The sequence below is a fragment of the Streptomyces yatensis genome, from assembly GCF_018069625.1.
GTDB lineage: Bacteria > Actinomycetota > Actinomycetes > Streptomycetales > Streptomycetaceae > Streptomyces > Streptomyces yatensis.
Genome location: NZ_CP072941.1, coordinates 9188437 through 9207570, shown reverse-complemented (window position 1 = coordinate 9207570; position 19134 = coordinate 9188437). Strand labels below are relative to the sequence as shown.

The following is a 19134-nucleotide window of genomic DNA, read 5'->3' as shown; positions in this document are numbered from 1 at the left end:
GGTGGCTAGCAGGCTGGTTATCGCTTCTTGGGCACGGTCAACCGGCCCTGGTTGAGGTCGACTTGGTCTCCGACCAGGGAGACGGAGGCCCCTTGGCCGTTGTCGATGTGCACGCCGGTCGCGTCGATCCGTATGGACGCGCCGCCGGGCGCCTGGAGCAAAATGCCCTCGGCCGGAACGTCGGACATCACGATCTTGTGCTTCCCCGGTGTCTGGATCACCACGGGGTGCGCGGTCGCCGGATCGGTCCGCGCGTCCTCCGGGAGCTGCTCCCTGGCCCCGAACCAGCACCCCGTCCAGATGGGGAAGCTGGGGTCGCCCTGCTCGAACTCCACCCACACCCCGGCCCCGACGGAGGGCACGACATATTGCCCGGCGGGCCGCAGCTGGTCCCCGGTGAAGGGAAAGCAGGGCATGGCCCAGGTCGACGGCTCATCGCCGAGGACATCGGGCACCTCGACGGTGATCCGGCCTATTCCGAGCGGGTCCTGGTTATCCCGCACCCGGCCCCGGAACTTGCCGAGGAAGCGGTTGTTGGGCGTTGCCGCCATAGGGGCTCCTTGAGGGCTCAGGCCCGAACGGTGTCGCTCCGGGCGATGAGCCCTTCGCGGGTGAGGGTGAAGTTCTGCTGGAAAGAGCCGGGCCGCAGATGGTGGGTGACGGACTTGACGTAGTACTCGCCGTCATAGGTGGCCCCGGCGCCCCGGACGCCGACGAGCTGGCGTGGCTGGAGGATGTACCCGTGCCGATTGACGTCCAGCGAGCCGGAACCGGAGATGGCGTCGGCGGAGACGGCGGCCCGCGCCAGCGCCTCGGCCTCGGCCTGCGCCCGGTCCTTCTTGGCCGTGCCGGAGAGCGTCTTGCGCTTGAGGGCGGGGGTGGCCCGCTTGCCGAGGGGCGGCCTGAGGGGGCTGATGTCGGGCTGGGCGAGGAGGGTGGAGGTGCGGGTGGCCGGGTCCTGCCACCGGGCCTGGGGCTCCTCCCGTGCGGTGCCGTCGTAGGCGAACGTCAGCTGGTCGACGGTGGAGTTGACGTCCATGTTGACGCTGAGCGCGTGCTGGGGTGTCCCGACGCGCTTCTCGGGGCCCCAGTAGGCGGTGGAGACCCCGGCCACGGGCCCGGGGATGAGGTAGAAGACGTAGCCGTTGGCCTGCGCGAGGTCGGTGACGTACTGCAGGTCGGTGCCGGTCTGGTAGTCGACGCGGCGTTGCGCGTTGGGCGGCTGGAGGATCTTCTCCTCGATGACCTCCGCCTCGATCCCGTAGTCGGTGTACTTCGAGAGGATGCGCGTCACGCGCTTGAAGGGCGGGAGGTTGGGATAGCGGTCGGTCCGCTCCTCGAGGTCCATGAGGAGGGTGAGGTCCTCGCCGGTGACGGTGAGGGTCGTCTGCCCCGGCTGATTGCTGGCCCCCACCTCGTGGCGCACGATGAGCCCGTCGAGGAGGACGATCGGCGTGCCCTTGACGGCGGCCGTGACGACCACGCGGGTGCGGGGGTCGAAGAACCCCTCCGGGAGCAGCCGGTCGATGATCGCGCCCTTTTTGGTGAGGTCGAACGCCAGCTGGAAGCCGCTGCGTTCGCCCGCGGTGGTGGTGATCTGCGCGGACAGCAGCGCCTCGGTGACCTCGGGGGGCACGGGGCGGGTGAGCTTGGGCCCCATCCGTAATTCGAGGTGAATGGGCCCCTGCCCGACGGGCTCATCGGCCACGCATCCCACCCCCTGGCCCGCTTCCGGGGAACCCGCTCGGGAACCCGTCCGGGATCTCGATCTCCTCACCCGGCTCGGCGGTCAGCTCGCGAGGGTCGAGGACAGGGTTGGCGTCGGCGATCCGCCACCAGGCGGCGGGGTCGCCGAAGTAGCGCTGACCGAGGTGGTCGGGGCGCTCGCCGCTGCTGACGGTGTGGGTGGCGGTGTTCTCGTCCGGCTCGCCGAGGGGCGGCAGCAGCCGCCGCTTGACGTACCGGACGGGGGTGCCGTCGGGCTGGGTGTGGATCCCGATCTCGGCGTCGTGGTAACGGCTGGAGCGGGGGTAGGGGTGCGCCCCCGGAATCGCGTCGAGCGCGCTCTCGTACGGCTGTGGCTCTGTCATCTGCCTCTACACCCTCCCCAGTCCGATATCCCCGCTGTTCAACCCCAACGCGCTGAGTGCGCCTCCGCGGGCCGCCGCGGCGAGCCGCTCCTTCTGCGCGAGATGCGCGAGATAAAGCTCTGCGCCCCGGTGGCCGGCGGGGAGATCACTGACGGTGAGCACCTTCAGCCCGATGCTGAGGGAGGCGCGGATGGGGTTGAGGTTGACGTCGAACGCCGATTCGTTGATGGAGAGCTCGGTGATGCGGACCGGCATGACGCGCTTGCTGCCCCAGGTGAAGAGGGTCAGCGGCATCTCGAGCGGGCTGATCTCGATGGTCCCCTTCTTGGACAGCCGCATGGCCTCCCGCAGTTTGGCGGTGGTCGGCTGCACGAGCATTTCGAGCGTCGCGAGTTGCGGGTGTATCCCGTCGGGCGCGGCCACCTCGAACTGATCGGTCGCGTCGATCTCCGCCGTGAACTTCCATGTCTCCTGGGCGGGGCCCTTGAGGCGCAGCGCCTCGTTCTTGTCCCCGCTCCCGCTGCCGCCTCCGCCGCTGTCGGCTTGGTCGCCGGCGGATTGGGGAGCCAATGACCGCTCCAGTGTGTCCGGATTGAACTGCAGCACAATGATGCGCTGCGGCGTCCCCCGCTCAGGATCGACGAGGACTATTCCGGAGCGGATGGGTTTGGGGATGTCGGGGTAGCGGGTCATAGACGGGCCTCCAGGCGGGCAAGCAATGGCGAATAGTCGTAGTCAGGGAAGAGCCGAGGAAACAGCTCCAGCATGTACGTCAAGTTATCTGCGAAGTCCCTGAAACGTTCATCTCGGATAGACGCCTCGGTAAAAAGGTACTGCCAGCCGAAAACACCCTTCGTCATAACTAGAGCCTCAAGGTATCCACAGTAGTCCACATCCATTCGGATGCATTCATCCTCATATTCTGCAGTTCGGTCCAAGTTGCTGTCGATAAACCAAATTTCCAGAGGGTTCACGCTAGGCTGAACACGAACGGCCGATAGCATTCCATTCGCCGCTCGAGGTGCGTAGTCGATGATTCGGAGCTGTGAGTAGAACTCCGATTCCTTCGATGGAGATCCGTCCCGCCCGGGTTCGGGCGGGAGGTCAAGAAGGCAGTCAAAGAACTCCTTGATCGAGAACTCCCCTCGGAGGCGACGGGAGGTGCCAACAGTGGTCCAGCAGGAGGACATCTCAGAAATCCCTACCATGCAATTTTCCAGGCCCGGATCCAAAATCACCCCTTCCCATCCACTCAGATTTTCAAATACCCCCCTCAGGGTTCCGGGAGGCTCAGCCTCTCCCCAGATTCCCAAGTTTTCGAACAGAACGTCTACAGAGCTACACTGACGGAGCTCGTTGAATGACTTCAGGTGGGCCTTTTCCGTGAAACTCAGTTCGCGCATGGCACCGCCCTTCGGGTGTCGTCAAGGCCACTATGGCTTTGGGTCGAAAGTGGCATGCCCTTGATTTACGGCGTCGATGAGATTCTGCTTGTCTGCGGCATAATTCTCGAGGGGTGTTTTCTTTTTGCTATGCAGGGCGTCTATGGTGGCGAGAAGCTGCACCTTTGTCCTGATGTTGCGATTCCTGGATCTTGCGGCTTCCTCGATCAACTTTGCGAACGACTCTCGAATGAAGAGCATTCTTTCGAGGCGTGATACAGGGTCATGATTAACGAAGGCCCTGTTTGACGGATTCGGCACCGGCGGCTTTTCTAGAGTGGAATTTGACTTACTGGATGGAAGTCCGGCTGGAGCGGGTTTCTCTTCCCATGTGCCGCGCTCGCGATTCGGCTCGTATATCCCCCACTCTGTTCGTAGGTGACTCGGGAATCCGATAATGCTACCGGCATGGTAGTTGAGATCCACCTTGTACCACACCGGCTTCTTATCCCCGGACCTCACCCAATTCTCTGGGTACCGCTCGACATCCCACTTGAACCTGGTATTGACGCCGCGTCGCGCTGGTATCAGGTTAGAACCCTTCGCAGGCCCTCCCAGTCGCTTCGTCAATAGGTGCATGCGAACCCAGAGGTTTCGCCTATCGGTATTGAAGTCGTATTTGTTTAAATGCCTGAAGCCGATGGGTTCTGTTGCCAACTCTGCTTCAGTTGATTCCTCACCGTGAGTGCCGACGAATGCTTTGTTGATGTACTCGGCTTTGAAGTTCCGCGCCAACTTATTGTCGGCAAAATTTGGGATCTTCGTCTTTGGCAGAGATGGATCGGCCGGGATTTCTATGTAATCATCTTCATCGTCGGCTGAATATTCTCCTGGGGTTACGGGAAGCGTCGGATTCAAGGTTGCGACGTCGGTGAATTCTTTTCCTCCCGCGCGTTGCAGGCTCGTAAGTCTGAAGTGCAGCCGCAGCCCTGCAAGCATTGCCATGTGAATGAGTCGAGGAATTCCTCGCCGCAACTTGGGACGCAGGATGCGTCGAAGTCGTTGGACGATGAGCGTCAATCGCGCCATCTTTGCGGCGGGCGATTCCTCATCTTTCTTCTGTCGCTGCTTGTGCGGCTTGGACTTGGGCCGGCCCGGGCCGCTCTTGCCGGGATGGGGCTTGCGCTTGTCGGGGCCCTTCTTCCTCGGCCGCCTGCCGGGGCCGTCCTTGTCGGGTTTGGGCTTTCGGGCGCCGGGCTTGTCGCCGTCCTTGTCGGGCTTGGGTTTCTTGGGGTCGTCCTTGTCGGGCTTGGGCTTGGTCGGGTCCTGGTCCTTGGGATCCTTGGTGTCCTTGGGCGAGGACGTGTCGTCGTTCTTCGGCCTGTCCTCGGGGCCCTTGTCGTCCTTGGGGGTGCCCGGGGTTTTGTCGTCCTTGGGGTTGGGCTTCGGCTGCGGCTCGGGCTTCGGCTTGGCCGGGGGTTCCGGCTTGGGCTTGGGTTTCGGGGAGGGGGTCGGCCGGGTGTCCGGGCGGTCTTCGGTGGGCTTGGGTTTGCCGTTCTTGTCCTTCGTGGTGGAGGCCGGGGTCTTGGTCTCCGATGTTGGCTTCGGCCTGCCAGGGGTTTCCGGCCGGGTGGGCTTGGTCTGCGGCTGCGTTGTGGGCTTCTTGGGGTCCGGCCTCGTGTCGGGCTTCGGCTTCGTGGTGGTTGCCGTCGGGCGCGTTGTGGGGGTGGTCGTCCCGGGCGGGGGCGGCTCTTGGGTTTTCTGGTTGCCGGGCTTACCCGCCCCCTCGTCCGCACCGCCCTTGCCCCCCGCCCCACCCTTGCCGCCCTTGCCCTGCCCCAGCTTCGCCGCGATGGCCCTGAAGCGCCGGCCCACCTTCGCGACGTACTTGCCGATCCCCGACAGCAGCGCCTGGTAGGCCAATTCGAGAAGCGCCACAATGCCCGCCGCGACGGCCTTCGCGAAGAGGATTCCCGCGCCGCCCATGCGGACGAGCTTCAGCCAGTCGAGGACCGCGCCCACCGCGCGCAGGATCGCGCCGAGCGCGCCGATGGCCGTGCGGATGGCGTCGATGACGGCCATCACCCAGCCCGCCCCCGGGATCAGCTTGGCGATGACCTTCGTGATGACGATCTCGCCGATGATCAACGGCAGTTGGGGGACGATCGCGTCCCACGTCTCCTTGACGATCTGCTCCAGCGTGAAGCCGCCCTTGAACAGCTTGTCCAGGATCGCCTTCGGGACGCCGATAATCTCCTGGATCTTGGACTGGAACCACTCCTTGACGGCCGACTTCACCTCGCGGAAGAGGTGGTTCTTCGCACCGTCCACGGCCGAATTCTTCGCGCCGCTCAGCCACCCGCCAGGGTCGGTGAGGAAGTCGACCGCGATGAGCATGAAGTCGCCGAGCGCGCCCAGCAGCTTGGAGGCGAAGTCCAGGACCGCCTTGACCGCGTCCACGACGGCCTTGATGACGTCCATCAGCATCTTCTTGAGGACGTCCAGGATGCTGCTCAGCAGCTTGCCGAGGGCGTTCAGCAGGTCGGTGATGGCCTGCTTGAGCATCGTGGCGAGCTTGTTGACGAGGGCGATCGCGGCGTTGATCAGGCCGGTGATGAAGTTCCGGATGCGCTTGGCAAGGTCGATGACGGCCCGCACCATCGCCTTGGCGAACTCGATCAGGTCATTGATGAAGTTCTTGATCGCGTCGACGATCGCCTTGCGGGCGTCGTTGATCCAGCGCTCGACGGTCTCCTTGAAGTTCTTGATGAAGTTGACGACCGCGTCCCGCGCCTCCCGGATGACACGGACGATCGCGTTCTTGATCTCGATGACCTTGTTCTTGATCCATTCAAAGGCTTTCGAGATCCAGTTGCCCGACTCCTGGACGCTGTCGTCGCGCTTCTTCTCGGCGTCCCGCTCGGCCTGGTCGCCCTTGTCCTTGATCTTCTTGTCGCTGTCGTCCTTCTCCTTGTCGACGTCCTTGTCGGTCTGCTCTTCCTTGTCCTTGACGTCCCTACGGATCTTCTCGTGGCGCTCGGTCTTCTTGTCGCCGAGCGACTGGAGCTCCTTGTCCTGCTCCGTGCGCCAGTCCGCGCGCTTGGCGGTGACCTCCGTCATCGCCTTCTCGCGCTCGCTCGCCTGGCTCTTCGTATTGCCCGCGACCTCGGCGTCGACCTGCTGTTTGTGCTTCTGCTGACCGTCCCGGAAGTCACGGTCCTTGGTCTGCCGCCCCTCGGACATGCCCTTCTGGCCGTCGGTGAACGCCGCCTGGAACTGCGGTCCGCGTTCGTGCTCGGCCACTTCCGACGCGGCCTCGGGAGGGACGGCCCCCGTCGCCGCGCCGCCGCCGGGCGCACCGCCGCCCCCGCCGCCTCCCTGCCCGGGCACCTTGGCGGACATCTGCTCCTTGGGCGCGTCGGGATAGACCTGGTCCTCGCCCATCCCACGGCCCGCGTCGTCGCGGCCCGTCGCGACGGTCTCCTGGCCCTTGGTGTCGACTGCGGAGCCCTGCTCACCGGCCGTCCGGTCGGCGTCGCCCCGCATCTGCACGCCCGGCGCGTTGCCCGCCTGGGCCTGCTTGAGCGCTTCGTCCTTGGTCGGCAGCCCGGCGAACTTCGCGGCCAACTCCTGCGGGTCCACTACGGGTTTGTCGGCGCCGAAGAGGCTCGCGACCCCGTTCACGATCTTGCCGCCGATGAAGCCCAGCGCCATCTTGAAGGTGTCCCAGCCGCCGGGCTCCTCGGCCTTCTCCGCCTCGATCTGCCCCTCTGGCTCCTTCGCGCCCGTGACCTCGGCATCTTCCTTCTCCGGCGCCTCGGACTTCTGGGCCGGATCCTGCGAGTACTGGGCCGCGGCGTCGGTTGCCGGTTTGCCCTGGAGGGTCTGCGGGGCGCCCGCCGGGCGCTGCATCGAGGGCGGGGCGGCGGCGAGCGCCTTGTGTTCGTCGCCGACGGTGCGGTCCACCGAGCCGCTCACACCGGTCATGGCCTGCAGCGCCACATGCGGCTTGAGCCTGGAGGCGGTGGACAGGCCCGCTTCCGGGGACACCTGGGAGAGGTTCGGGGCCGGGCCCGAGTCCTTCTTCTTGCCCTTGGCCGGGGCTGACGCCTTGCCACCGCCGCCACCAGCTCCGCCACCGCCACCACCGCCGCGCGGTGTCTTGGCGACCGGGACCGACTTGGGCGCTGTGGGCTTCGCTCCTGACGCGGACTTGGGTGCCGGCGTCTCCTTCGGTGGCGAGGGTGCAGGGTCGGCGGACTTCTTCGGTTCCGGGGCGGGCGGTGCGGCCTCCGCCGCCGGGGCCTCCGTACGCTCCGCCGGCGTGCCCTGCTCGCTCTGCGCCCCGCTGCTCGCCCCGCCGGGCGTATCCGCGTTGGAGCCGCCCGTGACCTGGGTGTCCCTCGCGGGTGAGGGGGACTTGGCGTCCGCCGTGGGCTCGCTCTTGGCCGCCGGCTCCGCGTCCGCCTTCTTCTGCTCCGCCTTGGCCGCGGGCTCCTGCGCCGCCTGGCCGCCCACCGCCTGCTGGGACGCCTTCTCCTGCGCACCGCCGGACGCCTCACCCCCCGCGGAGGTGCCCTTCTCCTCCTTCGCGGCCTGTTCCGTGGCTTCGCTGCCGTCCTCCGACCTGCCCGCGGCCTCCTGCACCGTCGTCTGGGCGACGACGGGCCCGTCCTTGGGATCGGCGCCGCTCTTCGGGTCGCGTGTCAGGGCAGGTCCCGGTCGGCTCTCGGCGGCCTGCTCCACGGCGAGTGCGCCAAGCCCGCCGCCTGCCGCCGCGCCGTCGTCCGCCTCCGCCGACGGCTCGGCCTCGGCGCCCGAGTCCAAGGCGTCCTCGTCGGGTTCGGCGTCCGCCGCCTCGTCCTCGGCGTCCTCCGCGTCCCGTTCGGCCTGCACCTTGTCGGCCTTGGTCACCGGTGGGGCGGGGAACGACGGGGCGGGAGGGGTGGCGGACGAGGAGGGGTCGAGCGTGTCCGCGGTCGGTACGCCGGACACATCGAGGTCCTGCTCGGGCAGGAAGTCCTCCGGCTGGAGCTTGATGTCCCAGGCGCTCTTCTCCCCGCCCCCGACCTCGACCTCCGACTCGCTGCCCGAGCCGAATGGATCCCCCTCGGCCTGCTCCTCCGGGCCGTCCAGATCCTGGCCACGCATGCCGTCGAGGGTGGAGAACGCGCCGGGCGACTGGGTGTCCTTGCCGGACACCGTCGGCGAACCGGTGGGTTTCTCCGCGCCCCGCTTGTCCCGCTGCTTCAGCTGCTGACCCGCCACGAGCGCGTCGGCCGCGCCCGGACGGTTCTTGGCCGCCGACTCCTCCTTGCTCGGCGTCGCGACGCCCTGCTGCTCCTGGCCTTCCTTGCCCTCCCCCGCCTTCCCTTGCTTCCCCTTCTCGGAGCCCTCGGCCTTCTTCTCGCCACCCTGCTGCCCGCCTTCCGGCTTCCCGCCCGAGGACGAGGAAGAGGACGACGACGGCTGCTGGGACGAGGGCGCGGCGGCGGGTGCCCCCGAGGCCGAACCGCCGGACTTCCCACCCGACGCGGGACTTCCGCCCTCCCGCCCCGCCTCGGCGCCCGGCCTCTGCTCCTGGCTCCCGCCCCGGCCCTCCCGCTCGGGTGTGCCCCCACCGTTCCGCGGCGTACTGCCCGGCGCGCCCTCCCCCGCGGGCTCGTCCTTCTCCGGACCCGGCGCGGGCGCGGGGCGCCGGTCCTCCTCGCGGCGCTCCTCCGCCCTCCCCCGCTCCCTCTCACGCTCGAACAGCAGCTCCGCGACCGGATCCGGCTCGACGTCCGGGGCGGCCAGCGACTCCCGCTCCAGATCGTCGTCCGCCTCGATCTCGTCGACGAAGTCGAGCACCCGCTCGTGCTCCGAGCTGAGGAGCCTGGTCTCCAGGCGGTCGAGGACGGCATCTTGCACCTCGTCCGGCATTCGCGCCAGTTGCATACGGGTGCGCTTGGAGCGGTCCTCGGGGTCGCCGCGCAGGGAGCGGATCACCCCATTGGCGAGACGGTCCACCAGCGTCGCCGGGTCCAGTTTCTCCATGCGGTTGCGGTCGGCGTCGACCGTGGCGTAGCGGAGCCAGCCCGGGGTCGCGGACTCCCGCGGCGCCACGTCCGCAACCGGTTGCCCGCCGCGGACCAGCTCCCGCGCCGTGCCCTCCGCCTCGCGCTCCATCGCGTCCTGCGGCAGGCTCACCGCGCCCAGGTCGCGGCCCGCGCGCAGGGTGCCGAGGCCGTGGGGGTTCTGGACGGTGTGCAGCAGTTCGTGGGCGAGGAGCCGTTGGCCTTCCGTCGTGCCGGGGCGGTAGGTGTTCTCACGGAAGAAGATGTCCTGGCCGACCGCCACCGCGTCCGCGCCCAGCAGTTCGGTGAGATGGCCGGCGTCGCGGTCGGTGTGCAGGCGGACCTGGCCGAGGTCGTGGCCGAGCTGTTCCTCGAGGTCGCGCCGGACGCTCGGGTCGAGGGGCTGTCCCGCGCCGCTGACGATGTCCTTGGGCTCGGGCGCACGGGCCTTGCCGGTCCGCTCCTTGCGCTTGCGGCGCTTGGCGGACTGGGACGCGCGGTCGTCCTGGGTGGCGGACGGTGTGTTGCTCATGTCCCCTCCCGCCCCCTTCCGGACAGGCCCGCATGCACGGCCCGGGCCAGGGCCTCGCCCAGCCGCGCCGGGGAGGTGGTGGCGGGGAGCGGGGGCAGCTCGGACAGGGCCTCGATGGCCGTGCCCTCCCCGGCCGCCGCCAGCGGTACGCCACGTTCCTGTACGAGGCGGGTCAGCTCGGTCTGGAACGCCGCCGAGACCCGGTCCGGGTCGATCCCGGCGCCGAAGCCGGACAGCGTCAGCTCGCCGATGTCCACCCGGACCGCACGCGGTTGCTCGTTCAGACCCATCCGTGGACCTCCGAGGGCGTGAGCGAACGGTCCAGCTTCTGGTACTCGGTGCGTGCCGCCGCGAGCATGTGGCGCATCTGGAGGCGGTCGCCCTCCTCCGCGGCGAGGAAGGCGCCCGAGAGCGCGATGTTGCGGATCGAGCCGCCCGCCACGGTGAGTTGGGCGAGGCGCTGGGGGTCGATGTCCTTCATCGGCGCCCGGGCGGGGAGCACCCGGCGCCAGATCTCGGCGCGCTCGCTCTCGCCGGGGAAGGGGAAGTCGACGACGAAGCGGATCCGGCGCATGAAGGCCGGGTCGAGGGCCTTCTTCATGTTGGTGGTGAGGATGGCCAGGCCGCGATACGCCTCCATGCGCATCAGCAGATAGCTGACCTCCAGGTTGGCGTATCGGTCGTGGCTGTCCTTGACCTCGCTGCGCTTGCCGAACAGCGCGTCGGCCTCGTCGAAGAGGAGCAGTGCGCCTCCGCGCTCGGCGGCGTCGAAGACCTTGCGCAGGTTCTTCTCCGTCTCGCCGATGTATTTGCTGACCACTTGGGAGAGGTCGATGATGAAGAGGTCCAGGCCCAGCTCCTTGGCCATCACCTCGGCGGCGAGGGTCTTGCCGGTGCCGGAGCCGCCCGCGAAGAGGGCGGTGACGCCGAGGCCCCGGCGGAGTGTCGCGGCGAAGCCCCACTCCTGGTGGACGGTGGCGCGCTGCCGCACATGGGCGACGACCTCGCGCAGGATCCGCGACTGGTGCTCGGCGAGCACCAGATCGTCCCAGGCGGCCTCGGGTTCGATCCGCCGGCCCAGCTCGTCCAGACCGATGCGCGCCTCGATGAGCCCGGCCCGCCAGACGAGTTCGGCGGGGTCGAGCGCGTCCGTGTCAGCGCCCGTTTCCGCGCCCGTGTTTGCGCCCGTGTCCGCGTCGGGGAGGTCACGGCGTACGGCGGCGGCCGCGGAGCGGATGACATGCGGCGGCAGCTGGAACTGGGCGACCAGCGACCGCAGATGGCGCTCCTGGATCCGCGGGACGTCGGCGAAGGCGTCGGCCCAGAGGGCGAGTTGTTCGGCGTCGTCCAGCCCGGGCACGGTGACGCGCTCACCGCGCGGGCGGCCGGTCGGGCGCGGGTCCGGGCTGGAGACGACGAGGGGCACGGCCGCGGCGGCGATGAACGCGTCGGTGGCGGCCGTCTGTTCCCGGTCCATCTCACCGACCTCCAGCAGGAGTGCCGCGGGCAACAGCACGGCCTCGCGCTGCCAGAGGCGGGCGAGCCGGTCGCGCTCGGCCGCGTCGGTGGGGACGTCGTCCGAGGCCATGACGTACAGGGCGAGTCCGGTACGGCGGGCGGCCGTGGCGGCGATGTCGGTACGGGTGGTGAGGTCGCCGCCGACGAGTTCGACGCGCAGCGGGGCCTCCGGGCGGGACTCGTTCCAGCCCGCGGCCACCCGGTCCGCCGCCCGGCCGTAGGAGGCGGGCAGGGTCCGCGGGGCCTGCGCACGGCGCAGCAGTCCGTGCAATCGGGCGTCGAGGTAGGGCGATCCGGCCAGGAAGTGCAGGATGCGCTCGTCGATCCGCAGCCGGGAGGTGGTGAGCCGGGTCTCGTCGTCCAGCTCCATCAGGCGCCAGCGGCGGAGCGGGGACACGGGGGTGAGCGCGCTCCAGTGCGGCTCGTCGAGGGCGGCGAGGGCGAGCGAGAAGGTGGGGTACGTACGGGTCGGGTCGCCGCTGGCGGCGCCGCACCGCGCGGCGGCGGTGGGGTCCAGTTCGGCGGCCGCCGCCAGCAGGACGAGCTGGCGCTCGAAGGTACTGAGGCCGAAGCAGGCCACGAGCGCGTCGAGGGTGGCGGGGCCGGAGATCGCCTGCGGAGTGGGGGCGGGGTGGGTGGCGGTGTGCCGCTCGCGGGCTCCGGTGGGGGGCGGCTGGGCGGCGGTGGCGGGGGCGTCGTCCGAGGCCGCGGAGGGGCTGTGCGTACGACTCCTGCCGGAACGGGAGCCGTTGGGTGCGGGCCCGGTGGTCGTCGCCTGGGACCTGGTCCGTTGGGACGTATGGCCGTCGTCGGCGGGGGCGGTGGTGGCGGCATCTCGGGATGCGGCGGCGCCGCCGGAGGAGGAGGCGGTGGGCCCGGAGCCGTTGGAGGTGGCGCGGCGCGCGTGGGCGTCGACGCGGGCCAGCACGGCCTGGACGGCGGCGGCCAGGGCCTGGCCGTCCTCGGCCGCGATGGCGTTCCCACGCGTGACGGCATCCCCACCCGCGACGGAGTCCCCGCCCTCGTTGGCGCCCCCACCCGCGATGGCGTCCCCGCCCGCGACGCCGTCACCGTCCGCGATGGCATCGGCGGCCGCCGATGTGCGGCCGTCCCGCGTACCCATGCTGTCGTCCACCCCCTTCTCCCCCATCACGCGCCTCAGCTCTCCGTGTCCTCGGAGCGCCCGCCGCGGCGCCGGGGCGTGGCCTTGCGCGTACGGGCGGGCGAGGCGGCCGACTTGGCGGCGGCGGTCTTGGTGGTCTTGGTCGCGGCCGACTTGGTGGCGGCGGCCTTGGCCGTCTTGGCAGCGGCGGTCTTGGCGGCGGGCGTCTTGGCAGCGGCCGTCTTCGCCGCGGCGGAACGCTTCTTGGCGGGCTTGGCGGGGGCCGAGGTCTCGTCCTCCTCCGCCGCCGCCTCCGCCCGGGCGGGCTCCTCGGGTCGCTCCGGCTCGGCCCCCGGCAGGGAGGGCGGCTCCGGCGCTCCCGGCGCGCCGAAGGGCAGCACCCGCACCGTGGGCCGTTCCACCGGCTTCGCCGGGACCGGCTGCTCGCGCCCCTCGATCAGGACCAACGAGCCCTGGTAGCAGACCGACAGCACATACGGGGTCTGGTAGAGCATCCCCCAGAGCTTGGAGGTCTCGTCCACGTCCATCTGCGTCGGTGTGAAGCGCACCCGCTGCAGCGAATCGGCCAGGTCGCTGCCCGTCAGATACGAGCGCCGGGCGGCCTCCTCGATCACGTCCTTGGGCAGGATCGGTATCTCGTGCAGGGTGCGCACCACGCTGCCGATCAGGCGCTGCCCGACCAGCTCGGACTCCTCCCCGTACGCGCTGATCAGGTAGTGCAGATCCATCGCCGCGGCCGGTCGCTTGAGCAGCGTGCCGTCCGAGGCCCGGGTGGGCAGGTCGGTGGAGCGCAGGGAGGCGTTCGGGGTGACCTGGTAGAGGAAGATGTTGATGGTCGGTTCGGTGGGCGGCTCCGTGGGGGGCCTACGGGTGTCCACCGTGACCGCGATGTCGATCTCGGGCCGCAGATTGTTCGCGATCAGCAGCGCGAGGGCCTGGGTGACGGTCGCGAACGCGAGTCCGTTGCTCATCGTGTCAGTCCCTCCTCTCGCCGCGCGCCAGGTAGTCGTCCAGGCTCAGCGCGGGTGCGCGCCGTCCCGTCGGTCCGGGGCGGGCGGCCGCGGCGCGGTCGGCGCCGGGCGGGGCGGCGGCGGTGACCTCCAGCCGCCCGATCTGGACATGCACCGTGCGCTGGGCGGCTCGGCCGCGGCGCCGCCCGGCGGGGACCCGCGCGGCATCCCGGCCCATGGCTGCGTCGGCCGCGCGGGGCGGCAGCGGCGCGGCGGCCGCCGCGGGCCACAGGCCCCCGGACGGCGGGCCGGGCCGGGGCCCGGCGGCGGCCGGTGCGGCGTCGGGTGCCGGGGCGGCCGTGTCGCCCCGCCGGGTGGCCGGGGTGTCGGGGGCGGCCGGTTGCGGCCTGACGGTGATCTGTGTGCTGGGGAGCAACAGCGGTGCCGGGGCCGGGGGTTCGGCGTACCGCTCCACGTCCTCGTACGGTGTGGGCTCGGCGCGTATGACGGTGTGCCGGTCGGTCCTGACCTCGCGCTCGTGCCGGACCACCTCCTGGTGGCGGTCGGCCGCCGGTGGCGGGGCCACCCGAGTGGACGCGGACTCCCCCGGCAGCGGCCGATCTCCCCCCAGCGCCTCGATCCGCTCGTACGGTCCTGGCAGCCGCGGCCGGGCCCGGACCGGGCGGTCGCCGGCGCCACCGCCCGCCGCCGACCCGGGCGCGGGCACGGGGGCGTGCCGCGCGAGCAGCCGGTCGAAGAAGTCAGCCATCTGCGCACAGCTCCAGGTAGTAGCGGCGCCGCAGCGGGCTGAGCGCCAGGATCTGAGGCTCGCTCCAGCCGTATGCGGTGGCGAGCAGGTGGACATCGAGGAGCAGGTCCCGTGCCCAGTGGTCGAGTTCGGCCCACAGGTAGGAGGCGATATCCAGCTCGGCCCGGGTGGCCTCACCGCATTCAGGGCAGGCGACGTTGAGCGTCACATCGGCCGCGGGGTCGGCGCGTTCGGCGGCCTCGGCGAGCTTTCGCTGCACCGGCTCGGGCAGTTCGGCCACCGGGAGGCGGTCGGCCGGGACGGGCTGCCCCGCACGGTGTACGGAGACGAGGCAGCGGGCGAGCAGGGCCCGCCGGGCGCGGGCCGCGGCCGTGAACGCATCGGCGGCCTCGCCACCGCCCGCGGCCACCGGCCCGCCCACGCCCACGTCCTCACCCAGGAGACCGTCCCCGGCCCCGCCCGGTCCGGACGCCGCACGACCACCCACGTCGCCCGCCACACGCCCGCCCGCATGGCCCTCCGCAGGCCCGCCCGCTCCACCCGCCACACGCCCGCCCGTTCCGGGCGCCGCCTGCGCGGCCGCTTCGAGGTCGGCGACGGTGGGCAGCCGGAACTCGACCGTCCACTCACCCTCCTCCACCCGGAGCGGCCCGTCCCGCTCCCGTGGGCGCACCCCCAGGTCGCGGGCGTCGAGGTCGAACTCCATGGCCTCGCCACACGCGCCGCATTCGGCCCGGATCTGCATCCGCTCGCCGAAGAGCGCGCGCCGCAGGGCGTACAGGTCCGCCTCGCGCTCGCCCACCGGCAGCGACAGCAGTTCGTCCGCGGCGGACTCCGGGCGGGCCGCCCGGTGCAGCAGCAGGGCGCGGCCGGGGCCGTGGTGCGCCAGCCCCGACTCCCAGATGGCCAGCAGCTCCGCGGGCCCCGTGTTCCCCATCTCTCAGGCCGTCCGCTCCCCGTAACGTACCGTTCCCCGTACCCGCGACCGGCGCCGTCACGATGACCGTCGCCGTCACGATGACACCGCCGCCGTCGCGTCGCGATGACCGTCGTCCCGATGACGGCCGCCGCCGCGCCACAGCCCCAACAGCGCCGTAGCCGCTCCCGTCCGCCGTCCCGCGCCCCGTCCCCCGCCTACGCGGGGTGGGTGAACGAGGGCTCTTCCGGCTCCGGCACCTCGTAGTCCCGCTCCCAGCCCTCGCACTCCAGCTTCAGGCTCTGGATCGCGACCGCGTTGGCGTTGGCGTCCAGCTCGCCGAGCACCTGGTACTCGCTCGGCCAGGTCCGGTAGAGCTTGTGCGAGACGGCGACCTGTCCGGCCTCGTTGAGGACCTGGATGACGATGTCCTTGCGGAAGTCGGCGAGCGAGACCTCGGAGCCGAGCCCCGCGCCGACCTGCCAGACCTTGTTGGCCCAGCGGTCGAACTCGGGGTCATGGGTCACGCCGCGCTCCAGGGTGATCCCCTCGAACTCGGAGCGGCCCGGGGACTTGCGGGGCGAGCTGGGGTCGCCGCCGTTGCGGTGCTTGACGACCTCGGTGGTGCGCTTCAGCGGACTGATTTTGCTGATGCCCGCGACCGTACGACCGTCCCAGAGGACCAGAAACTTAAAGTTCTTGTACGGGTCGAAGCGATGGGCGTTGACCTGGAACTCAGCCATCACATTCCTAAATCTCGAACTGTCCGGCCATCTGCTGGATCTTGACGATCACGAACTCCGCGGGCTTGACCGGCGCAATACCGACCACGACATTCACGAGGCCGTTGGCGATGTCCTCGTCCGTCGTCGTGTCCTTGTCGCACTTGACGAAGTACGCCTGACGCGGAGTGCCGCCCTTGAACGCGCCCTTCTCGAACAGCGTGTGCAGATAGCCGGATGCGTTCAGCCGGATCTGCTGCCACAACTGCTCGGTATTGGGTTCGAAAACGACCCATTGCAGTCCGCGACGCAGGCTCTCCTCGATATGCAGCGCCAGCCGCCGTACCGGGACGTACTTCCATTCGCTGTCGAGCGCGTCGGCGCCCCGCAGCGTGCGGGCGCCCCAGACCAGCGGGCCGACCACCGGGAAGGTGCGCAGGCAGTTGATGCCCAGCGGGTTGAGCAGTCCGTTCTCGCGGTCGGTGAGCTGGACGCCGAGCGAGTAGACCCCGGCCAGCCGCGCCTCGGTCCCGGCCGGTGCCTTCCACACCCCGCGCTCGCCGTCCGTACGGGCGATGACGCCCGCGAGCGCCCCGGAGGGCGGGAAGGCCCGCAGCCGCCCGGTGAGCGGGTCGGTGAGCCGCAGCTGCGGGAAGTACAGCGCGGCGTGGTCGCTGCGGACCGGCTCGAAGGCGCCGATCCCGGCGCGGGCCGCGTCCACGCTGCCCCAGGCGGAGGGCGCGTCGACGAGCAGGAAGATCCGCCGCTCCCGGCAGAGCCGGTCGGCCGCCGACAGCACGGTGACCATGTCGCCGACGGACTCGTACCCGGCGAGCTCGGGCAGCGAGAGCAGGTTGACGTCCTCGATGTCGCGCAGCGCCTGCAGGCCGGTCTTGTCCGCCTCGCTGCCGATGAGGTCGCGGGGGCCGGGCGGGGCGCCGTCCTCGCCGCCGGACAGCGGGAAGACGGGCGGGTTGACCGATGCCTCCAGGCCGAGGTCATTGGCGCATTCGCCCAGGAAGCGCACCACGTCGTCGGGGTCGATGGAGCCGGCGACGACCTGGAGGCGGCGGCCGAAGGCGGTGACCTCGGTGCCCGCGAAGGCGTGCTTGCCGGGCGCGTCGGGCAGGGCGCGCAGCTTGCGCTCCAGGAGCAGGGCCAGCTCGGTGACGTCGCACGGAGCCTCGCCGTCGCAGTCCGGGTCGTACAGGGTGAACGCGCGCTCCACCTCGCCGATCTTGACCGTCAGCTCGACCGCCAGATGGGGGAGTTCGCCCGCGAACGGCTTGGAGACCGTGCCGGAGGGGTCCGGCCGGCCCTCGCCGACGGCCTTGACCCGGATCAGCGCGGACCCGGCGTTGATCACGGTCTCGGCGTGGCGGCCGTGGGCGGGGTCCATGGACAGGTTGGTGAAGGACTCCCGGGAGGTGCCCCGGGCGTCGAGCACATGGAGGTTGAAGGTCTCCTCCGGGCACGGGGTGTCGTAGTCGATGGCCAGCCGCAGGCCCGAGCCCCAGTGGCCGGGCTCCTTGGCGTGCACCTCCAGCACGGGGCATGCGCTGTGGCCCTCGGTGGAGTCGAGGGTGACGCAGGCGGCCTTGCCGGTGCCGGCCTTGGTCACGCGGACGACGACCGCCACGGTGCCGCCGTTGCCGAAGAACTGGTGCACCGCGTAGCCGACCGCGCTCTGCGAGGTCAGCCCCCCGAAGCGGCGCTCGAAGTCGGCGAAACTGGTGATGCGCACCGGGGTGTTCAGCGGGCCCCGCCGGGTGTGGCCCACGAACGCGGTCACCGAGGTGGTGACCGAGGCGATGGTACGGACGCTGCTGGGAAGCTCTTCGATGTAGACACCGGGATAGCCCGCGGGCGTCGGCATTCCCCCTCCATTCTCTTCGCGCATCAAGAGATGAGGAGGGGAAGTGAAGATCACACGCGCGGATTTCCCGCCGTGTGCACACTTTCTCCTTACACTTCCCCCGGTCGCACGCCCCCGCGAAACCGGTATCGCAGGATTCGGAACGTCGCTTGCGGCTCCTGATGCGTGAGTGCGCCTTGAGTCTCCGTGCCGGGCATGATTCCGGTCAAGACATTGATCCGGTCATCTCTTTCCTGGTGAATTACTAGATCGTTTTGCGGTCTCCACAAAGTTGACCAAGCTATTATCGTGCGCGAACACTCCCGGCAATTCGTGATCACGAAATTCCGCCCGGAGCGTGCGGGCGACGAGAACGAGCCGAAAAGGTGAACGATGCGGCGCGCCGTTTTGCGGTCCCGCGCTCCGGGCGTTATCGCACCCGCGCCCGCGGGCCGCACGCCTGGTGACCAGCGCGTCAGTCGTGCGCGAGGGGCTCCGTCGTGCGCGAGGGCCTCAGTCGCGTGCGAGGTCCTCAGTCGTGCGCGAGGGGCGACGGTGCGAGGACCGCGCGCCCGTCCAGCCAGGCCGGCCGGCTGAGCAGCGGGCGGAAGTGGGTGAACAGGGCGAGGAGTTCGGGACCACGCCGTTCCCGGAGCACGGGGTCCCGGCGGACGAGGTCGAGTTCGTTGGCGGCCGACAGCTCGGCGAAGTCCCGGAGCAGCCGCGGTTCCGGGGTGTACGCACGGCCGGTGAAGCGGTCGTGGAAGACCACATCGGCATCCCCGAGGGCCCGACACGTGGCCTTGCGGTCGCAGCTCGCGTAGAGGTAGACGATGGCTTCGGCTTCCGCGCCGATCACCGCCGCGAGCTCGCCGCGACGCCCGAGGGGCAGCAGGGTCACGGGAAAGCCGTCGGTTCCGTAGAACGCGTGGCACAGTCCGGCGAGTTGGAGTTCCGGACGGGCTCCCCAGGCGGCGAGCCGGGCCCGTACGCGCTGGAGGTGGGCGAGGAGGGTGCCGCCGGGGTGGGCGATGCGCGCGGCGCCGAGCCGGCGCAGCAGTGTGACGGCCCGGTCGGCGGCGGCAGGAGGGGGAGCAGCAGGCACAGGTCGGGTCCTTTCGGTGCTGGGCAGGTCGGCACCCGTACCGCACCGGCACCCGGTCCGGATCCTCGTGCGAGCGCCGTACGGGTTGCCGCCTGAGCCCTACAACGATCGTCGCG

Annotated in this window: 14 protein-coding genes; all 14 read right to left on the bottom strand. The window is 70.1% G+C overall.

Annotation, left to right across the window (positions count from 1 at the left end):
- Positions 1-17: 17 nt before the first annotated feature.
- Positions 18-551, bottom strand: coding sequence for a phage baseplate assembly protein V (locus tag J8403_RS38700; RefSeq protein WP_211127252.1), 534 nt, complete (start codon positions 549-551; stop codon positions 18-20).
- A gap of 17 nt (positions 552-568) precedes the next feature.
- Positions 569-1708: a hypothetical protein gene (locus J8403_RS38695; RefSeq protein ID WP_211127251.1), complete on the bottom strand. Its 1140-nt coding sequence runs from the start codon at positions 1706-1708 to the stop codon at positions 569-571.
- The gene (locus J8403_RS38690) at positions 1698-2090 is read right to left on the bottom strand and encodes a LysM peptidoglycan-binding domain-containing protein (RefSeq protein WP_211127250.1); all 393 of its coding nucleotides are present in this window, start codon (positions 2088-2090) and stop codon (positions 1698-1700) included. The genes J8403_RS38695 and J8403_RS38690 overlap by 11 nt, the downstream gene beginning before the upstream one ends.
- 6 nt (positions 2091-2096) lie before the next feature.
- Positions 2097-2783, bottom strand: coding sequence for a hypothetical protein (locus J8403_RS38685; RefSeq protein WP_211127249.1), 687 nt, complete (start codon positions 2781-2783; stop codon positions 2097-2099).
- The gene (locus tag J8403_RS38680; protein ID WP_211127248.1) at positions 2780-3493 is read right to left on the bottom strand and encodes a hypothetical protein; all 714 of its coding nucleotides are present in this window, start codon (positions 3491-3493) and stop codon (positions 2780-2782) included. The genes J8403_RS38685 and J8403_RS38680 overlap by 4 nt, the downstream gene beginning before the upstream one ends.
- A gap of 30 nt (positions 3494-3523) precedes the next feature.
- The gene (locus J8403_RS38675; RefSeq protein ID WP_211127247.1) at positions 3524-10060 is read right to left on the bottom strand and encodes an eCIS core domain-containing protein; all 6537 of its coding nucleotides are present in this window, start codon (positions 10058-10060) and stop codon (positions 3524-3526) included.
- Entirely contained in the window at positions 10057-10350 is a 294-nt protein-coding gene (locus tag J8403_RS38670) for a hypothetical protein (RefSeq protein WP_211127246.1), read from the bottom strand. Before J8403_RS38670 ends, J8403_RS38675 begins: the two co-directional genes overlap by 4 nt.
- Positions 10341-12728: an AAA family ATPase gene (locus J8403_RS38665; RefSeq protein ID WP_211128647.1), complete on the bottom strand. Its 2388-nt coding sequence runs from the start codon at positions 12726-12728 to the stop codon at positions 10341-10343. Before J8403_RS38665 ends, J8403_RS38670 begins: the two co-directional genes overlap by 10 nt.
- 8 nt (positions 12729-12736) lie before the next feature.
- On the bottom strand, positions 12737-13672 hold the full coding sequence (locus J8403_RS38660) for a Pvc16 family protein (protein ID WP_211127245.1): 936 nt from the start codon (positions 13670-13672) through the stop codon (positions 12737-12739).
- Between the two features lie 4 nt (positions 13673-13676).
- Positions 13677-14420, bottom strand: coding sequence for a hypothetical protein (locus J8403_RS38655; protein ID WP_211127244.1), 744 nt, complete (start codon positions 14418-14420; stop codon positions 13677-13679).
- Positions 14413-15357, bottom strand: a complete 945-nt coding sequence (locus tag J8403_RS38650) for a T4 family baseplate hub assembly chaperone (protein WP_211127243.1) — start codon at positions 15355-15357, stop codon at positions 14413-14415. Before J8403_RS38650 ends, J8403_RS38655 begins: the two co-directional genes overlap by 8 nt.
- Positions 15358-15554: 197 nt before the next feature.
- A complete protein-coding gene (locus tag J8403_RS38645; protein WP_059144851.1) occupies positions 15555-16079 on the bottom strand; it encodes a phage tail protein in 525 nt (174 codons plus the stop codon).
- A 7-nt stretch (positions 16080-16086) separates the two neighbouring features.
- Positions 16087-17934, bottom strand: coding sequence for a phage tail sheath family protein (locus J8403_RS38640; protein WP_211127242.1), 1848 nt, complete (start codon positions 17932-17934; stop codon positions 16087-16089).
- Positions 17935-18445: 511 nt separating this feature from the next.
- Entirely contained in the window at positions 18446-19018 is a 573-nt protein-coding gene (locus tag J8403_RS38635) for a DUF6817 domain-containing protein (protein ID WP_211127241.1), read from the bottom strand.
- Between the last annotated feature and the right edge of the window lie 116 nt (positions 19019-19134).

Bases quoted from the DNA above. Each gene is read 5' to 3' on its own strand.
- J8403_RS38700 (WP_211127252.1), bottom strand. From the start codon at position 551: ATGGCGGCAACGCCCAACAACCGCTTCCTCGGCAAGTTCCGGGGCCGG.
- J8403_RS38690 (WP_211127250.1), bottom strand. From the start codon at position 2,090: ATGACAGAGCCACAGCCGTACGAGAGCGCGCTCGACGCGATTCCGGGG.
- J8403_RS38685 (WP_211127249.1), bottom strand. From the start codon at position 2,783: ATGACCCGCTACCCCGACATCCCCAAACCCATCCGCTCCGGAATAGTC.
- J8403_RS38680 (WP_211127248.1), bottom strand. From the start codon at position 3,493: ATGCGCGAACTGAGTTTCACGGAAAAGGCCCACCTGAAGTCATTCAAC.
- J8403_RS38675 (WP_211127247.1), bottom strand. From the start codon at position 10,060: ATGAGCAACACACCGTCCGCCACCCAGGACGACCGCGCGTCCCAGTCC.
- J8403_RS38670 (WP_211127246.1), bottom strand. From the start codon at position 10,350: ATGGGTCTGAACGAGCAACCGCGTGCGGTCCGGGTGGACATCGGCGAG.
- J8403_RS38665 (WP_211128647.1), bottom strand. From the start codon at position 12,728: ATGGGGGAGAAGGGGGTGGACGACAGCATGGGTACGCGGGACGGCCGC.
- J8403_RS38660 (WP_211127245.1), bottom strand. From the start codon at position 13,672: ATGAGCAACGGACTCGCGTTCGCGACCGTCACCCAGGCCCTCGCGCTG.
- J8403_RS38655 (WP_211127244.1), bottom strand. From the start codon at position 14,420: ATGGCTGACTTCTTCGACCGGCTGCTCGCGCGGCACGCCCCCGTGCCC.
- J8403_RS38650 (WP_211127243.1), bottom strand. From the start codon at position 15,357: ATGGGGAACACGGGGCCCGCGGAGCTGCTGGCCATCTGGGAGTCGGGG.
- J8403_RS38645 (WP_059144851.1), bottom strand. From the start codon at position 16,079: ATGGCTGAGTTCCAGGTCAACGCCCATCGCTTCGACCCGTACAAGAAC.
- J8403_RS38640 (WP_211127242.1), bottom strand. From the start codon at position 17,934: ATGCCGACGCCCGCGGGCTATCCCGGTGTCTACATCGAAGAGCTTCCC.